The organism is Streptomyces sp. NPDC025618, from assembly GCF_055558795.1.
This window is the reverse complement of the sequence record NZ_JBVHLW010000002.1, coordinates 250,646-267,561: the sequence shown is the minus strand read 5'-3', so window position 1 is coordinate 267,561 and position 16,916 is coordinate 250,646. Positions and strand designations below refer to the sequence as shown.

Annotated in this window: 11 protein-coding genes, 2 tRNA genes and 1 pseudogene; 11 read left to right on the top strand and 3 right to left on the bottom strand. The window is 72.6% G+C overall.

The window, feature by feature from the left end:
• Positions 1 to 3 precede the first annotated feature (3 nt).
• The 6 genes and pseudogenes from ACZ4A5_RS03425 to phsA all read left to right on the top strand — a co-directional run.
• On the top strand, positions 4 to 1,689 hold the full coding sequence (locus tag ACZ4A5_RS03425; protein WP_467577951.1) for an LCP family protein: 1,686 nt from the start codon (positions 4 to 6) through the stop codon (positions 1,687 to 1,689).
• Between the two features lie 115 nt (positions 1,690 to 1,804).
• Positions 1,805 to 2,245, top strand: a complete 441-nt coding sequence (gene rsfS, locus ACZ4A5_RS03420; protein ID WP_398868562.1) for a ribosome silencing factor — start codon at positions 1,805 to 1,807, stop codon at positions 2,243 to 2,245.
• Positions 2,242 to 2,919 (top strand): histidine phosphatase family protein, encoded by a 678-nt coding sequence (locus ACZ4A5_RS03415; protein ID WP_467578152.1) that lies wholly within the window; start codon positions 2,242 to 2,244, stop codon positions 2,917 to 2,919. Before rsfS ends, ACZ4A5_RS03415 begins: the two co-directional genes overlap by 4 nt.
• 116 nt (positions 2,920 to 3,035) lie before the next feature.
• A tRNA-Ala gene (locus ACZ4A5_RS03410) sits at positions 3,036 to 3,108 on the top strand.
• A 123-nt stretch (positions 3,109 to 3,231) separates the two neighbouring features.
• Complete coding sequence (locus ACZ4A5_RS03405; protein ID WP_361530883.1) at positions 3,232 to 3,465, top strand: hypothetical protein; 234 nt, start codon at positions 3,232 to 3,234, stop codon at positions 3,463 to 3,465.
• A gap of 140 nt (positions 3,466 to 3,605) precedes the next feature.
• Positions 3,606 to 5,309 (top strand): annotated as a pseudogene (gene phsA / locus ACZ4A5_RS03400) (O-aminophenol oxidase PhsA); the annotation flags it as partial.
• On the opposite strand, the gene ACZ4A5_RS03395 reads toward phsA, so the two are convergent.
• Complete coding sequence (locus ACZ4A5_RS03395; RefSeq protein ID WP_467577946.1) at positions 5,275 to 6,639, bottom strand: glycosyltransferase 87 family protein; 1,365 nt, start codon at positions 6,637 to 6,639, stop codon at positions 5,275 to 5,277. The pseudogene phsA and the gene ACZ4A5_RS03395 sit on opposite strands and share 35 nt — an antisense overlap.
• Before the next feature lie 144 nt (positions 6,640 to 6,783).
• Between ACZ4A5_RS03395 and ACZ4A5_RS03390 the strand changes: the two genes are divergently transcribed.
• Positions 6,784 to 6,856, top strand: a tRNA-Ala gene (locus tag ACZ4A5_RS03390).
• A 62-nt stretch (positions 6,857 to 6,918) separates the two neighbouring features.
• On the opposite strand, the gene ACZ4A5_RS03385 is transcribed toward ACZ4A5_RS03390, so the two are convergent.
• Together ACZ4A5_RS03385 and ACZ4A5_RS03380 are read right to left on the bottom strand one after the other, a co-directional pair.
• A complete protein-coding gene (locus ACZ4A5_RS03385; protein ID WP_467577943.1) occupies positions 6,919 to 8,442 on the bottom strand; it encodes an NADH-ubiquinone oxidoreductase-F iron-sulfur binding region domain-containing protein in 1,524 nt (507 codons plus the stop codon).
• Complete coding sequence (locus ACZ4A5_RS03380) at positions 8,439 to 9,206, bottom strand: hypothetical protein (RefSeq protein WP_467577941.1); 768 nt, start codon at positions 9,204 to 9,206, stop codon at positions 8,439 to 8,441. The genes ACZ4A5_RS03385 and ACZ4A5_RS03380 overlap by 4 nt, the downstream gene beginning before the upstream one ends.
• A gap of 328 nt (positions 9,207 to 9,534) precedes the next feature.
• Here ACZ4A5_RS03380 and ACZ4A5_RS03375 point away from each other — a divergent pair, with 328 nt between their 5' ends.
• From ACZ4A5_RS03375 to ACZ4A5_RS03360, 4 genes are all read left to right on the top strand, one after another.
• Positions 9,535 to 11,505, top strand: coding sequence for a S53 family peptidase (locus ACZ4A5_RS03375; RefSeq protein WP_467577939.1), 1,971 nt, complete (start codon positions 9,535 to 9,537; stop codon positions 11,503 to 11,505).
• A 218-nt stretch (positions 11,506 to 11,723) separates the two neighbouring features.
• Positions 11,724 to 14,570, top strand: coding sequence for a leucine--tRNA ligase (leuS, locus tag ACZ4A5_RS03370; RefSeq protein WP_467577937.1), 2,847 nt, complete (start codon positions 11,724 to 11,726; stop codon positions 14,568 to 14,570).
• A gap of 188 nt (positions 14,571 to 14,758) precedes the next feature.
• Positions 14,759 to 15,511 carry a hypothetical protein gene (locus tag ACZ4A5_RS03365; RefSeq protein WP_467577935.1) on the top strand — a complete coding sequence of 251 codons (753 nt, stop codon included), beginning with the start codon at positions 14,759 to 14,761 and terminating at the stop codon, positions 15,509 to 15,511.
• Between the two features lie 237 nt (positions 15,512 to 15,748).
• Positions 15,749 to 16,594, top strand: coding sequence for a DegV family protein (locus tag ACZ4A5_RS03360; protein ID WP_467577932.1), 846 nt, complete (start codon positions 15,749 to 15,751; stop codon positions 16,592 to 16,594).
• Positions 16,595 to 16,916 lie beyond the last annotated feature (322 nt).

Below are 16,916 nucleotides of genomic sequence, written 5' to 3'. Positions count from 1 at the left end.
CCGGTGAACGACCGACAGGACCCGTACGCGCAGGACCCGTACGGCCGTCAGCCACAGGTCCACGGCTATGACGCCTATGGACAGCCGGTGTACCGGCCGGACGCCCCGGAGCGGGTGTACGACGAGTACGGGCAGCCGGTGCAGCCCGTACAGCAACAGCCCCAGCAGGGCTACGGCTACGAGGGCCAGGGCTACGACCCGTACGCGCGGCCCCAGCAGCTGAACGAGCAGCAGCACCCGTTCTACGAGCCGCAGCAGCAGCCCATGCAGCCCATGCAGCCCGTGCAGCCTGTGCAGTCCGTACAGCCTGTGCAGCCCGTGCAGCAGACCCAGCAGCAGGAGTGGATCCCCCGGCAGGCCAGTGCCCCCGCGCACGAGGCGGGCGAGGCGCCGCGGGAGGAGCGGCAGGAGCCGTCCCCCAGGGTGCCCGGTCAGGCGCCCGCGCCGGACTACCGCACCGAGCAGTTCTCCTTCATCGAGGAGCCGGACGAGGACTCCGAGGACGTCATCGACTGGCTCAAGTTCAGTGAGAGCCGCACCGAACGGCGCGATGAGCGCAAGCGCAAGGGGCGCAACCGCGTCATCGCCCTCGTCGTGGTGCTCGTGCTCGCTCTGGGCGGCGCGGCCGCCTACATGTGGTGGGCCGGTTCCCGTGACACGAAGGGCACGGCCGCGGCGCACGGGGCGCAGAAGCGCGACGTGATCGTCGTCCACCTGCGGCAGACGCAGGGGGGCGGCAGCTCCACCGCGCTGCTGGTCGACAACGAGACCACCAAGAAGGGCACGACGGTCCTGCTGCCGAACGCCCTGGCCGTCGCCAAGGAGGGCGGCGGTTCCACCACCCTCGGCAAGTCCGTCCAGGACGACGGCACCGGCGCGACCCGCGACGCCCTGAACACCCTGCTGGGCGCGGACATCAAGGGCAGCTGGCGGCTGGACACCCCCTATCTGGAGAACCTCGTCGAGCTCGTCGGCGGGATCGCCCTGGACACCGACACCGACGTCCCCGGCGCGAAGCCCGGCGACAGTCCGGTGGTGCGCAAGGGTGCCGCGCAGAACCTGGGCGGCCAGATGGCGGTGGCGTACGCCACCTACCGGGCCTCCGGCGAGGACCCCGGCAAGCAGCTGGCCCGCTTCGGGCAGGTCATGCAGGCGGTGCTGAAGAAGCTGTCCGGCGACCCCGCGGCCGCGACCCGCACGATGGAGTCCCTCGCGCAGATCCCGGACCCCTCCCTGTCCGTCGAACAGCTCGGCGCCTCCCTGGCCCGGCTGGCCACGCTCGCCAAGGCGGGCGCGTACGACACCACGGCGCTGCCCGTGCAGACCGACGGGACGCTCGGCGACCAGGCGACCGGCAAGGTGGTCAAGGACATCCTCGGCGGCACGGTGAAGGACACCGGAGGCAGGAACGCGACGCCCCGGGTCAGCGTGAAGAACGCCACAGGGGCCAAGAGCGCGTCCGGGAGCGCCCAGGTCACGCTCGTCAACGGCGGCTACACCGTCGTCGACGCGGGCACGGCGGGCACAGCCGAGGCGGCGTCCGCGGTGACGTACGCGGACGACCGGCGGGAGGCCGACGCCAAGGAGGTCGCCAAGACGCTGGGCCTGCCCGCGGGCGCCGTGAGGAAGGGCGCCGGAGCCGCCAACGCCGATGTCACCGTGGTGCTGGGCAAGGACTACAAGAGCTGACGGCTGGACCGGCCGGGCGAGAGCCCGGCCGGCCGTGGCGAAAAGGCCAGGAGTGCTGTCGGCGGGTCGTGAGACCCTTGAGGCGTACTGACCCTCTTTATCGAAAGCATGGCTTGTGACCGCCACGGACCGCTCCATCGAGCTCATCAAGGCCGCCGCACAGGCGGCCGCAGACAAGCTCGCGCACGACATCATCGCGTACGACGTCAGCGACGTACTGTCGATCACCGACGCCTTCCTGCTGGCCTCGGCCCCCAACGACCGCCAGGTCAAGTCGATCGTCGACGAGATCGAGGAGCAGCTGAGCAAGCAGCTCGGCGCCAAGCCGGTGCGCCGCGAGGGCGACCGCGAGGCCCGCTGGGTGCTGCTCGACTACGTCGACATCGTCGTCCACGTGCAGCACAGCGAGGAGCGTGTCTTCTACGCCCTGGAGCGGCTGTGGAAGGACTGCCCCGAGATCGACCTCCCGGCCGACGCCGTCGCGACCCGCGGCAAGGCCGAGGAGCACGCCAAGACGCAGGCCGGTGGGGCCGACCTGGACGGTGAGCTGAGCTGAACGGCAGCGCGGGCGGTACGGGAGCGGGCGCCGCGGCCACCAGGGGCCGGCGCATCGTCCTCTGGCGGCACGGCCAGACCGCATGGAATCTGGAGCGCCGCTTCCAGGGCTCCACGGACATCGAGCTGACCGGCACCGGCGTCGCGCAGGCACGCCGGGCCGCCCGGCTGCTGGCCGCCCTGCGGCCGGACGCCATCGTCGCCTCCGACCTCAAGCGGGCCGCGGCGACCGCCGCGGAGCTGGCGGCCGTCACCGGCCTGCCGGTCGCCCACGACGCCGCCCTGCGCGAGACGTACGCGGGCGAGTGGCAGGGCCTCACGCACGAGGAGATCATCGGGCGGTACGGCGAGCAGTACGCGGCGTGGAAGCGCGGCGAGCCCGTGCGGCGCGGCGGCGGCGAGCTGGAGACCGAGGTCGCCGACCGGGCCGCCCCGGTCGTCCTCGCCCAGGCCGACAAGCTGCCCGAGGGCGGCACGCTCGTCGTGGTCAGCCACGGCGGCACCATCCGTACGACGATCGGCCGCCTGCTCGGCCTGGAGTCCTCGTCCTGGGAGGCGCTCGGCGGCCTCACCAACTGCTGCTGGTCGGTGCTCGGTGAGGGCGCGCGCGGCTGGCGGCTGCTGGAGCACAACGCGGGGACGCTGCCCGAGCCGGTGCTCGGCGACGACGACTGAGCGGCCCGCCCGGCGGCCGCCCACGGCCCGATTTCACATCTGGCCAGGTCACAGGCTAAAGTTCTTCTTGTTCGCGGGGAACGCGGAGGGAAACCTCCGGGGAAGCCGAGAACAGCGGGGCTATAGCTCAGTTGGTAGAGCGCCTGCATGGCATGCAGGAGGTCAGGAGTTCAATTCTCCTTAGCTCCACAATCCGGACGATCCCGTCTCTCCGTCAAGGAGAGGCGGGATTGTTGCTGTTCCGACAGGGTCTCGTGGCAGAATCGGACGGCCGGTAGCGGACGGGACCAAAGGGGAGGGAACGGCTGACCCATGGGTGCACACAGCCGGAAGTGCGACTGGTGCGGCAGCGGGACGCCGATCGTCCGCGACATGGAGCCGCTCAACCCCTCCTACCAATACTGGTGCGTGGAGTGCGCGCGGGCGCTGATCATAAAAGGCGACCCGATCGAGACCTACCGCGAGCTCGAGGGCGAGCCCATCTACGGCCGACTGCTCGACGAACACTGCACGTTGAAGCGTTTCTACTCCTTCGCCACCGCCTGAGAGCCCGCCCCCGCCGGCCCTTCCGCCCGATTTTTCACGCCACTTCGGGCAACCCCTCTCGTGCGCGGGCGCGTCCTGAGGGTTGAGAGCTGCCGCCGGAAACGGCCGGCGGCACGGGGGAAGCCGACGGAGGTCACCACGTGACCGAAACAGCGATCGACCCTGCGGCGAAGCAGGAAGCCGCAGCCGAGCTCACGCCCTTCCTGGACCGCCTGCGCGTACCACCGGTACTGCGGCCCGGCCGCACGGAGGCGCTGGAGGGCATCGAGATCGAACTGACCGCCACCTGGGTCCGGCTGCACTCGCAGCTGCCGCCCACCCGGGTGTGGACGTACGAGGGCCACTTCCCGGGGCCGACCGTGGAGGTCCGCCGGGGCCACCGGCTGCGGGTCGCCTGGACCAACCGCATCAGCGGTGACTATCCCGTGACGGCCGTCGAGGCCGCGCCCGTGCCGGGCTCGCCGCCGCCGGGCGACGTGCCGGGCCGCAGCGGGGCCACGCCGCTCCCGGAGGTAGCCGCGCTGCCGCCGTGGACGGTGACGCACCTGCACGGCGCCCGCACCGGCGGCGGCAACGACGGCTGGACGGAGAACGCCGTCTCGCCCGGCGACAGCCAGCTGTCCGAATACCCCAACGACCACCGCGCGGTGGCCTGGTGGTACCACGACCACGCCATGGACATCACCCGGTGGAACGTCTTCACCGGCCTCGCCGGGATGTACCTCGTCCGGGACGAGGAGGAGGACGCCCTCCGGCTCCCGCGCGGCGAGCACGAGATCCCGCTGATCGTCCAGGACCGCAACCTCGACCAGGACGACGACGGGCGGCTCACCGGGCGGCTCCTGCACAAGACCGAGATCGTCGGCCGGGACGCGCAGGGCAAGAACGTCACCAAGCCGTTCACCGGCCCGTACACGCTCGTCAACGGCGTCATCTGGCCGCACCTGGACGTCGAGGCGCGCTGGTACCGCTTCCGGCTGCTCAACGCCGCCAACGCGCGGATCTTCCAGTTCCGTCTGATCGACGAGGACACCGGCGAGCCGGTGCGCGGCGCCGCCTGGCAGATCGGCACGGACGGCGGGCTGCTGCCGCGCCCGGTGCCGCTGGACGGGCCGCTGTCCGTGGCGCCCGCCGAGCGGATGGACCTCCTCGTCGACTTCGGCAGGCTGCGCGGACGCCGGATGCGACTGGTCAACGCGGCGCCCGGGGTGCGCTTTCCGCAGGTGATGCAGTTCCGGGTCGGACGGGATCCGGTGCACGAGTCGTTCGTGCTGCCGGAGGTCATCTCCAGCTCGTTCCGCCGCATCACCCATGAGACCGCGCCCAAGCACGGTCACCGGCTGATCGCCCTCACCCCGCCGGGCACCGCGGGCAACGGCCACCCGCAGCTGTGGGAGATGCGTCAGGTCGACCCCGGCCAGGTGCGGGTCCCCGGCGAGGGCGTGATCCAGATCAAGGCGGCGGACGGCACGGTCCGTACGTACCTCAGGGGCGCTCGTGCCTTCGACGACGCGCTCGGCTTCATGGTCGGGCACGACTCCTGGGAGCAGTGGAGCTTCCTCAGCCTCGGCGGTCCCACGCACCCGATGCACATCCACCTGATCGACTTTCAGGTGCTCGGCCGCGACCTCTACCCGTCACCCGCGGGCGGCGGCTTCGACCAGACGCTGGGCGGCACCCGCACCCCGCTGGAGCGCACCGGGCAGGCGCCGGTGTCGGACGGCGACGCGGGCTGGAAGGACGTGATCCAGGTGCCCGCCGGGCAGATGGTCAATGTGATCGGCCGCTTCCACGGCGCGAAGGGCCGCTTCATGTACCACTGCCACCTGCTGGAGCACGAGGACATGGGGATGATGCGTCCCTTCGTGGTGATGCCGGACGAGGTAATGGCGTTCCACCACGGGGGCGGCGCCGGTCAGCACGGTGGTCACTGAGCTCGGCCGGCCCGGGGCGCGGTGTTCTGACGGCGGCCAGCAGCAGGAAGGCCGCTCCGGCCGCCGGATAGCCGGCCGAGAGCAGCATCTGGCCGCCGCTCTGGTGGAGTTCGAGCCGCGCCGCTGAGGTGTGGGGCACCCGCCACGGCGCGTACGAGCAGAAGAGCGCTCCGGCCGCCGCGGCCGCCGCCCACCAGGCGGCGCGGCGGCGGCCGGTGGCCGTGGCGGCCTCCGAGGCGAGCAGCAGCACCATGGGCACGCACCACACCCAGTGGTGCGACCAGGAGACGGGGCTGACGAGCAGGGCCGTCGCCGCGCAGCAGAGCACGCCCCAGGCGTGCGCGGTGGGCTCCGGTCCGTACAGCCGCGCCCGGACCGCGACGGCGAGCCCGAGCGCGGCCACCACGGCCGCCGTGGCGGCCCACCAGGGCCCGGGGTCGCCGGTGTGCAGGAGCCGGGCCAGGACGCCGCGCAGGGACTGGTCGGCGGCGTCCTCGGCGTGCCCGACGCGGTCGGCCGCGAACAGCATGTCGGTCCAGTAGCGCCAGGAGTCGTACGGCAGGGCGAGCGCGCCCACGGCCGCCGTGCCGGTGAAGGCGGCGCAGGCGAGGGCGGCCTGTCGCAGTTCGCCTCCGGACGCCTCTCCGGGGCGGCGGGTGAGCCCGGTGGCGGCCAGGAAGACGGCGAACAGCGCCGGGGTGAGCTTGATGCCCGCCGCGAGGCCGATGCCCACGCCCGCCCAGCGTCCGCCCCGCCCGGCGGCCCGCGTCAGGTCCCACAGCACCAGCACGGCGAGGAGGAGGTTGACCTGTCCATAGCGCAGGGTCGTCCACACCGGTTCGCACCAGACGCACAGCGCGGCCGCGACGAGCGTCACGGCGGCGCGAGGCGGCCGTCCGGTCAGCCGGAGCGACAGATGGGTGAGGGCGAGCAGCAGCGCGAGGTTGACGGCGGTGGCCAGGGCGCGCAGCGGGGCGGTGGCGAGCAGGGTCAGCGGGGTGAACAGCAACGCCGCGAAGGGCGGGTAGGTGGTGGGCAGGTGCGCGTGGGTGGCCCGCATCGCGTAGAGGTCGCCGCCGGTGCGCACGGTCCAGCCCTCGGCGCGGTAGACGAGCAGATCGATCGTCGAGACGTGGGCCGCGCGCTGGGCGAGCCAGAAGCAGACGAAGGACGCCAGGCACACCGATGCGGCGATCGGTGCGGCACGGCGGGCTGTCACGGGGCGCGACTCCGGGTCCATAAGCGACAAATAGGGCACAGAGGGCCGACGCTACCCCGTTCCCGGTCGTTCCAAGCGCTGCCGGGCAAGCGATTTGGCAGATGGGGGGGAGGTCCGTGTAATGTAATCCGTGTCGCCAGGGAAACCGGGCGGAAAACAGAACAAGGGGCTATAGCTCAGTTGGTAGAGCGCCTGCATGGCATGCAGGAGGTCAGGAGTTCAATTCTCCTTAGCTCCACAGTGAATGAGCGGGTCGTCCGGAAACGGACGGCCCGCTCTTCTTTTGTTCCGCGCATAGGGTCAGAGCCCGTCGGCTCCCTTGTCGAGATGCAGTGCCAGCGCCGGGCAGCGGCGTACCGCCCGCAGCGCGCGCCCGCGCAGGTGCGTCGGCACCCCGGCGTCCGCGAGCGCCGGATAGCCGTCCGGGCCCAGCCGTACGAGTTCGGGCAGCAGCCCCGCGCACAGCCCGTGGCCCTCGCACAGCGTCCAGTCCACCGCGAGCCGCTCGGCGCTCTCCGGGTTCGCGGCGCTAGCCCCGGCGGGCAGGGGGAGCGGCAGCACCCCGGCCGTGCCGCGGCCGCAGCCGCCGCCCAGCACGTGCGCGGCCAGGTCGTCGGTGAACGCGGACAGCGCGCTCAGCGTGAAGCGCGCCGCCCCGTCCGGGTGCCCGCAGGCACCGCGCCCGCGCACCCCTCCCGCGGCCTCCCGCACGGCCTCCAGGGCGCCCCGCCCGCCCCCGGCCAGCACGTCCGCCAGCGCCCCGGCCACCGACGGCAGCCCGAGCCGGCACGGGCCGCACTGCCCCGCCGACTCGGCGGCCAGCCAGTGCGCCACCCGGAGGGTCTCGCCCAGCGGGCAGGTGTCCACGGGCAGCGGCACCACCGCGCCCGCGCCCAGTGCCCCGCCGCAGGCCGCGAGGGACGCGTGGGAGACCGCGGCGCCGTACGCGGTCGTCGTGTCCAGCCACGCGCCGTGGTAGCCGCCGGTCAGCACCCCCTGGAGCGCCGGGTCGGCGCCGCACGCCCGCAGCGCGTACGCCAGCGGCACGCCGCTCGGCACCTCGACGACCCGGGGCTCGGGCACCGCGCCGGACACCGTGAGCAGCAGTGTCCCGGGCGCGTCCGCCGTGCCTGTCGAGGCGTAGCGGTCGGCGCCCAGGCGTGCGGCGACGGCGAGTTGGGCGTAGGTCTCGGTGTTGGACAGCAGCGTCGGCGCGCCGCCGAGCCCCTCCTCGGAGGCGCGGGCGTGGCGGCCGGGCGGCAGCGGGAGCCCGCCGTCGGCGGCCCGCAGCAGGGCGGAGGACTCGCCGGAGACCAACCGCTCGGGGAGGCGCACCACCCGGGCGCGCAGGGCCCGGCCGCGCCGGTCGGCGAGTCCGCGCTCGGCCAGCGCCTCGCGTACGGACGCCTCGGTCGCCGCCCGGGTCACGCCGACGACGAACGTGCCCGCCCCGAGCGCCTCGGCGGCGAGCAGGGCGCCGTCGAGCACCAGGTGCGGGGCGCGCGCGAGCAGGACGGCGTCCTTGCGGCAGGCGGGCTCGCCCTCGCACCCGTTGACCACCACCGCCGGACGCAGCCCCCGCCGCCGCGCCGCCCGGCCCACGGCCCGCAGCTTCCGCGCGAAGGGGAAGCCCGCGCCGCCACGGCCGCGCAGCGCGACGGTCTCGGCCAGCTCGGCCGCCTGGGCCTCCGTGAGCCGGGGCGCCGAACCGTGCACGGCGAGGTGGGCCCTGCGGTCGAGCCGCAGGGCGGTGTCGAAACCGGCCGTCAGCCGCGGCAGGCCGAGTGCGAGCACGTCGGGCAGGCCGGGAAGCGGGCCGCTCACCGGGCCTGCCCCGGGGCGCGGTGCGCGCCGGTTCTCGGTGTGCCGGCCTCGGCGGTGAGGGCGGCGGGAGCGCGCCCGGCGAGGGCGTGCGCGCCGGGCGTGTGGGCAACGGCGGCGCGCGGGCCGGGAACGCGGGCGCGGGCCCGGTGCGAGGTGACCGTGCGCACCGGAGCCGCCGCCATCGTGTGCCTGCCGGGCGGGGGCGCGGCGGGCGCCGGGGGTTCCGATCCGGCGGGGTGTGCGCGGCGGGCGCGTACGAGCCGGAGGAGCAGTGCCGCCGCCACCGCGACGAGGCACAGCCCGTAACTCGTCGCCACCCAACCCGCCGGTGCGCGGCCGGATTCGAGGCCGTGCAGCACGGCGGCGCACCACGCCGGATACGCGCAGGCGTGCAGCGCGCGCCAGCGGCGGGCGCGCCCCTTGCTCGCGAAGGCGCTCCGCAGGACTCCGGTCGCTCCGGCGAGCACCATCAGATACGCCGCGAGGGCGCCGAGTCCGAGCAGGCCGCCCGCGCCCCGCACGCCGGAGGAGAACGGCACCAGGGCGGCGAGGAGCGGCGCGTGGGCCTCCGTGACCTTGACGCAGACGTGCACCAGGAGGAAGCCGAGGGCGCCGATGGCGGTCGCCCGGTGGACGGCTTGCGAGAGCAGCCGGGCGCGCGGGGTGAGCAGCAGCCGGTCGGTGGCGATGAGCCCCCACACGACGGTCGCGGTGAGCGAGACCAGGGTGAGGACTCCACCGGTGTGGTCGAGGAAGCGGTTCATACGGCAGCACGCTAGGCAGGCCGGCGGGGGCGGTGGGTCCGCTTGGCACAACCCCGGTGCGGCGGCCCGAACCACTGCTAACGTCTGTTCGTTCGGCGGCACTTCGCACATATGCCGCCCACCGTCGAGGCCCTGTCGGGATGTCGGCCGACTCGTGGGTTTACTTGCGCCCCCCTGACTGACTGCTGACTCTTCCTTGGTCGCATCTTGGCGAACTCATGTCCCCTGGATGAACAGTTCATCGAAAGAGTGGCGCGACGTATGTGCGTGTCCGTGCCATGTCAGCGCGCGGACGGCCTTACGCGACCATTCGCATCCAGGGGGTTCCATGAGTTCTACCCGCTCCAGAGGACGCGCCGGACTGGCCTTGGTGGCATCGCTGCCGCTGGTCGCCGGGGCGCTCGCGCTCGGTGTTCCCACCGCCCAGGCCGACTCCGGCCCGCACGGCCGGCAGTCGCTCCAGGGAACGAAGCCACTGTGGGCCACGCCGTCGGCCGACCGCGGCACCGTCGCCGAGTCCAACAAGGTCACCGCCCGGGTCTACCTGGCCGGCCAGGACGCCAAGGGCCTCGCCGACTACGCCCGCGCGGTCTCCGACCCGAAGTCGCCCTCGTACGGCAAGTACCTGTCCGCCAAGCAGGCGCAGGAACGGTTCGGCGCCACCAAGGCCCAGATAGCCAAGGTCACCGGCTGGCTGACCGACTCGGGCCTGAAGGTGACCGGCACCAACAAGCACTACATCACCGTCACCGGTGACGCCGCCGCGGCCAAGAAGGCGTTCGGCACGGAGCTGCACAACTACACCAAGGACGGCCGCACCTACCACGCGCCGTCCAGCAACGCCTCCGTCCCCGCCTCGATGAACGGCGCCGTCCTCACCGTCGTGGGCCTGAACAACGCCCCGCGCCTCGCCCGGCACGACGAGACCCTGCCCCCGCCGAGCGCCGCGTTCGTCAACGCCGGCCCCTTCTCGTCGTACTACGGCTCGAAGACCAACGACAGCCTCCCGTCGGCCTACGGCTCGCACGCGCCGTACGCCATCAAGGGCTACACCGGCAAGCAGCTGCGATCCGTCTACGGCGCGAAGAACTACACCGGCAAGAACGTCACCGTCGCCATCACCGACGCGTACGCCTCGCCGACCATCGCCAAGGACGCCGCCGAGTACGCCAAGCGCAACGGCGACAAGGGCTACCGCAAGGGCCAGTTCACCCAGGTGCTGCCCGCCGACTACACCCACACCGGCACCGGTGAGGGCGGCTGCGACGCGGCCGGCTGGTACGGCGAGGAGACCCTCGACATCGAGGCCGTGCACGCGGTCGCCCCGGACTCCGACATCGTCTACGTCGCGGGTGCCTCCTGCCAGGACGACGACCTGATCGACTCCCTGCACAAGATCGTCGACGGGCGCCTCGCGGACATCGTCTCCAACTCCTGGGGCGACGTCGAGGCCAACGAGACCCCCGACGTGGCCGCGGCCTACGACCAGGTCTTCCAGACCGGCGCCGTCGAGGGCATCGGCTTCTACTTCTCCTCCGGTGACGACGGCGACAACTCCGCCAAGCACGGCAGCAAGATGGTCGACACCCCGTCGAACTCCCAGTGGGTCACCTCCGTCGGCGGCACCTCGCTCGCCGTCGGCAAGGGCGACACGTATCAGTGGGAGACCGGCTGGGGCACCCACAAGGCGGTGCTGTCGAAGGACGGCAACACCTGGGAGGGCTTCCCCGGCACCTTCACCGGCGGCGCCGGCGGCGGCACCAGCAAGCTCGTGCAGCAGCCCTTCTACCAGCGCGGCGTCGTCCCCGACGCGCTGTCCAAGGTGAACGGCTCCACCCCGATGCGCGTCGAGCCGGACATCGCGGCCGTCGCCGACTCCAGCACCGGCTTCCTCGTCGGCCAGACGCAGACGTTCCCCGACGGCTCGCAGAAGTACAGCGAGTACCGCATCGGCGGCACCTCGCTCGCCGCCCCGGTGATCGCCGGTGTCCAGGCGCTGGCCCAGCAGGCCCGCCACGGGGTGCCGATCGGCTTCGCCAACCCGGGCATCTACGACCGGTACGGCACCTCCGCCTACCACGACGTCACCGACCACCCGCTGGGCGCGGGCCAGGGCCTTGCCGTCGTGCGCTCCGACTACGTCAACGGCGTCGACGCCAAGGGCGGTGTGGTGACGTCCCTGCGCAGCCTGGGCGGCGACACCTCGCTGTCGGCGACCGTCGGCTACGACAACGTCACGGGCGTCGGCACGCCGGCCGACAACTACGTGACCTCGTACGTGCCGGGTCACCGCCGCTGACCGGCCGGGCCCGCGCCGGATACTCGGTGCGGGCCCTTCGGCCCCTGCGGTAACCTGACCCCATGCGTGCCGTACGCCTTCTGCTTAGCGGGCCGCGCTGATCAGTACCGACCGGTGACCGGTCGGCATCGGCGCGGCGTCCCCTCCTGTGCGAGGGGATTTTTCATTTCCGCAGGTGCCCGCAGGTAGAGACGACGATCGATGGAGCTTTGAGGACGATGAGCGAGACCAACACCGCCGCCGAGGTGGCTGCCCCGCACCGCTACACGGCCGCGCTGGCCGCTGACATCGAGGCACGCTGGCAGGACTTCTGGGACGCGGAGGGCACCTACGACGCCCCCAACCCCGACGGCGACCTGGCGGGCGACCCCGCGGTCGTCGCCCGGCCCAAGAAGTTCATCATGGACATGTTCCCGTACCCCTCGGGTGCGGGCCTGCACGTCGGCCACCCGCTGGGCTACATCGCGACCGACGTCTATGCGCGCTACCACCGCATGACGGGCCACAACGTCCTGCACACCCTCGGCTTCGACGCCTTCGGCCTGCCCGCCGAGCAGTACGCCGTGCAGACCGGCACCCACCCGCGGGTCTCCACCGAGGCCAACATGGAGAACATGAAGGCGCAGCTGCGCCGGCTGGGTCTGGGCCACGACAAGCGCCGGTCGTTCGCGACGATCGACCCGGAGTACTACAAGTGGACCCAGTGGATCTTCCTGCAGATCTTCAACTCCTGGTACGACCCGGAGGCGGGCAAGGCGCGCCCGATCGCCGAGCTGGTCGAGCAGTTCGAGCGCGGTGAGCGCCAGGCTCCCGGCACGCGCGCGTGGAGCGAGCTGACGGCCGCCGAGCGCGCCGACGTGCTGGGCGAGTACCGCCTGGCGTACGCCTCCGACGCGCCCGTCAACTGGTGCCCCGGCCTGGGCACCGTCCTGGCCAACGAGGAGGTCACCGCCGACGGCCGCTCCGAGCGCGGCAACTTCCCCGTCTTCAAGTCCAAGCTGCGCCAGTGGAACATGCGGATCACCGCCTACGCGGACCGCCTGATCGACGACCTGGAGGCGCTGGACTGGCCCGAGGCCATCAAGCTCCAGCAGCGCAACTGGATCGGCCGCAGCGAGGGCGCCCGCGTCGCCTTCGACGTCATCGGCCACGACGAGAAGATCACCGTCTTCACCACCCGCCCGGACACCCTCTTCGGCGCCACCTACATGGTGCTGGCCCCCGAGCACGACCTGGTCGACACCGTCGTCCCGGCCGAGTGGCCCGAGGGCACCAAGGACGCGTGGACCGGCGGCGCCCGCACCCCGGCCGACGCCATCGCCGCGTACCGCAAGCAGGCACAGTCCAAGACCGACGTGGAGCGCCAGACCGAGGGCAAGGACAAGACCGGCGTCTTCACCGGCGCGTACGCCCGTAACCCGCTGACCGGCGAGCCCGTCCCGGTCTTCGTCGCCGACTACGTCCTGATGGGCTACGGCACCGGCGCGATCATGGCCGTGCCCGGCCAGGACGAGCGCGACTGGGAGTTCGCGACCGCCTTCGAGCTGCCGGTCGTGCGGACGGTCCAGCCGCCCGAGGGCTGGGAGGGCGAGGCGTACACCGGCCAGGGCCCCGCCATCAACTCCGCCAACGACAAGCTCGACCTCAACGGCATGGCCGTCGACGAGGCCAAGCGCACCGCCATCGCCTGGATCACCGAGCAGGGCATCGGCGAGGGCACCGTCAACTTCCGCCTGCGCGACTGGCTGTTCAGCCGTCAGCGCTACTGGGGCGAGCCCTTCCCGATCGTCTACGACGAGCAGGGCGTCGCCCACTCGCTGCCCGAGTCGATGCTGCCGCTGGAGCTGCCGGAGGTCGAGGACTACTCCCCGCGCACCTTCGAGCCGGACGACGCCGACACCTCCCCGGAGACCCCGCTCTCCCGGAACGAGGAGTGGGTCAACGTCACCCTGGACCTCGGCGACGGCCCCAAGCGCTACCGCCGCGAGACCAACACCATGCCCAACTGGGCCGGTTCCTGCTGGTACGAGCTGCGCTACCTGGACCCGCACAACAGCGAGCGCCTGGTCTCCGCCGACGCCGAGCGCTACTGGATGGGCCCGCGCGAGGGCCAGCCGCACGGCGGCGTCGACCTGTATGTCGGCGGCGCCGAGCACGCCGTGCTGCACCTGCTGTACGCCCGCTTCTGGTCCAAGGTCCTCTTCGACCTGGGGCACATCTCCTCGAACGAGCCGTTCCACAAGCTCTACAACCAGGGCATGATCCAGGCGTACGTCTACCGCGACAGCCGGGGCATCGCCGTACCGGCCGCCGAGGTGGAGGAGCGCGACGGCGGGTTCTCCTACCAGGGCGAGAAGGTCAGCCGGCTGCTCGGCAAGATGGGCAAGTCCCTGAAGAACGCCGTCACGCCGGACGAGATCTGCGCCGAGTACGGTGCGGACACCCTGCGTCTGTACGAGATGGCGATGGGCCCCCTGGACGTCTCCCGTCCCTGGGACACGCGCGCCGTCGTCGGCCAGTACCGCCTGCTCCAGCGCCTGTGGCGCAACGTGGTGGACGAGGCCACCGGCGAGGTCACCGTGGTCTCCGCCGAGCCCGACGAGGCCACGCTGCGGGCCCTGCACAAGGCCATCGACGGCGTCACCCAGGACATGGCGAACCTGCGCTTCAACACCGCCATCGCCAAGGTCACCGAGCTGAACAACTTCGTGACCAAGCTGAGCGACGTCCCGCGGACGGTCGCCGAGCAGATGGTGCTGCTGGTCGCCCCGCTGGCCCCGCACATCGCCGAGGAGCTGTGGCGCAAGCTGGGCCACACCGGTTCGGTCGTCCACGCGGACTTCCCGGTCGCCGACCCCGCGTATCTGGTCGACGAGGCCGTGACCTGCGTCGTCCAGATCAAGGGCAAGGTCAAGGCCCGCCTGGAGGTCGCCCCGTCGATCTCCGACGAGGAGCTGGAGCAGGCCGCCCTGGCCGACCCGGCCGTCGTCGCCGCCCTGGGCGGCGCGGGCATCCGCAAGGTCATCGTGCGGGCGCCGAAGCTGGTGAACATCGTCCCGGCGTAGCGGGCACGGAGGGGCCTTCGGGGTTTCTCCCTACGGGCGGGTTGGGGGTTCGATCGGAACCCCCGGCCCGCCCTTTCCGTTTACGGTGGAGGGGTGGCGCGGGTCCCCCGGATCCGCGGCGCGCGCCGTGCCCCCAGCCCCTGTGGGCTCCCGTGGGGCGACCCGACCGAGCTCGCTGAGGAGCGCTCATGGAAGCCGTGGCCGTGATCGTCGCGCTGATCTTCGCGGTCCTCGTCACGCTCGGGGTGATCGCCACGGTCAAGACCGTGCGCGCGGTCAAGCGCGGGGTCGACCGCACGGTCACCCAGGCCCGCCGGACGGTCGAGGACACCCGCCTGAAGGCCAGGCAGTACGCCCAGCCCGGCGCGGCCGGCGAGGTCGCGCAGCTGCGGCTCTCCCTGCGGACGTCGATGCGCGCCACCCAGGAGGCGCTGCGGCTCGCCGCCGCCGAGGACGCCTCGCTGTCCGAGGCACAGGCCCTGTTCGGGCGGCTCAGCGCGCACGGCCATGAGCTCGACGACGACCTCAAGCGCCTGGAGAACGAGCCCGACAGGGCCAGGATCGCCGCCTGCCTGCCCGAGCTGCGCGAGCGCACCGAGCGCGTCAAGGGGTCCGCGGACTCCCTCCGCTGGGCGGCGCAGGACCGGGCCCGCCGCTTCGCCGAGGACGACCTGGAGACGCTGAGCGGCCAGATCCAGATGGAGGCGGGCGCGCTGCGGCACTGGATGACGGCGGAGTCGGGGGAGGCCGCCGGATCCTCCGCGCCGGGGCCGTCGGCCGCGTCAGGCTCGCCGTCCGGTGAGCAGGCGCCTGCCGAAGGGGCGTCCGGGGCCGGCGGTCGCGCTGCGGAGGGGGAGCGGTCCGCGATCGCCGGGCGCAAGACCTGGCAGCAGCCCGGCTACTCCTGGCAGAAGAGCCACCGCCCGGAGAGCACCACCTGAGCGCACGGGCTTTCCTGGCCGTACGGCCTTGCTCGGCCGCAGGGGCTTATCTGGCCGTACGGTCTTGTCTGGCCATACCGTCTTGCCCGACCGTATGGTCCTGCCTGGCCGTGCAGGCTTGCCCCGCAGCACAGCACTACCCGACCGCACGGCCCGCTGTCCGGTCTTCCGGCGGAACGATCACGCGTACGGGGTCCGCCCTGCCGTGGAAGCGGCCTGGCGGGTAACCTCCGGAACATGTCCCGCCATGTCGCTGTCGTCACGGATTCCACGGCCTATCTGCCACAGCGAGCGATGGAGCGGCACGACATCACCGCCGTACCGCTCACGGTCGTCCTGGGCGACGAGGCGCTCGAGGAAGGCACCGAGATCTCCGCGCGCTCGGTCGCCCAGGCGCTCCAGAAGCGCCGGCCGGTGACCACCTCCCGGCCGAGCCCCGAGGTCTTCGCGGCCGCCTACCGCGCGGCGGCCGAGTCGGGCGCGGAGAGCATCGTCTCCCTCCACCTCTCCGCCGAGATCTCGGGCACCTACGACGCGGCGGTCCTCGCGGCGGCGGACGCGCCCGTCCCGGTGCGGGTCGTGGACACCGGCATGGTCGCCATGGCACTCGGCTTCTGCGCGCTGGCCGCGGCGGAGACCGCGGAGGCGGGCGGCACGCTCGACGAGGCCGTCGCCGCCGCCGAGAAGCGCGCGCAGGGCACGGTGGCGTACTTCTACGTCGACACCCTCGACTACCTCCGCCGCGGCGGCCGGATCGGCGCGGCGCAGGCGCTGCTGGGGTCGGCGCTCGCGGTCAAGCCCCTGCTCCAACTCGACGACGGCCGGATCGAGTTGCGGGAGAAGGTCCGTACGGCCTCCAAGGCCATCGCCCGCCTCGAGGAGATCGCCGTGGAACGGGCCGGCGCGGCGCCCGTCGACATCGCCGTCCACCACCTCGCCGCGTCCGACCGGGCCACGCTCCTCGCGGATCGCTTGCGGGAGCGGGTGCCAGGGCTGCTCGACCTGCACGTCAGCGAGGTGGGCGCGGTGATCGGGGCCCACACGGGGCCGGGGCTGCTGGGCGTGGTGGTGGCGCCGCGCTGAGGGATGGCCCGCGGTTTCAGGGCGCCGGTGGGGGCGCTTCCGCTCCTCGGGGGCTTATCGCGGTGCTTGTGGGGGCCGCTTCTCGTGGGGCTTCTCGTGGCGCTTCGCGTGGTGCTTCTCGGGGTGGTGGAACGCTTCGTTCGGGTGGTGGAGTTATCCACAACTAGCCGGTTATCCACGGAATTTGGGCGGCATCGGCGGGATCGGGCGAACGCGCCTACCGTCGTGACATGACTGATCGCCGGAACACCCTGACACTTGATCCGCCACGCTCGGGCGCCGGGGCCCGAGCCGACCGCTCGCCTGAGGAGCGGGCGGCGAC

Coding starts and splice junctions, on each gene's coding strand:
- ACZ4A5_RS03380 (WP_467577941.1), bottom strand. CDS start 9,206: ATGAACCGCTTCCTCGACCACACCGGTGGAGTCCTCACCCTGGTCTCG.
- ACZ4A5_RS03395 (WP_467577946.1), bottom strand. CDS start 6,639: ATGGACCCGGAGTCGCGCCCCGTGACAGCCCGCCGTGCCGCACCGATC.
- ACZ4A5_RS03405 (WP_361530883.1), top strand. CDS start 3,232: ATGGGTGCACACAGCCGGAAGTGCGACTGGTGCGGCAGCGGGACGCCG.
- leuS (WP_467577937.1), top strand. CDS start 11,724: ATGAGCGAGACCAACACCGCCGCCGAGGTGGCTGCCCCGCACCGCTAC.
- ACZ4A5_RS03375 (WP_467577939.1), top strand. CDS start 9,535: ATGAGTTCTACCCGCTCCAGAGGACGCGCCGGACTGGCCTTGGTGGCA.
- ACZ4A5_RS03365 (WP_467577935.1), top strand. CDS start 14,759: ATGGAAGCCGTGGCCGTGATCGTCGCGCTGATCTTCGCGGTCCTCGTC.
- ACZ4A5_RS03360 (WP_467577932.1), top strand. CDS start 15,749: ATGTCCCGCCATGTCGCTGTCGTCACGGATTCCACGGCCTATCTGCCA.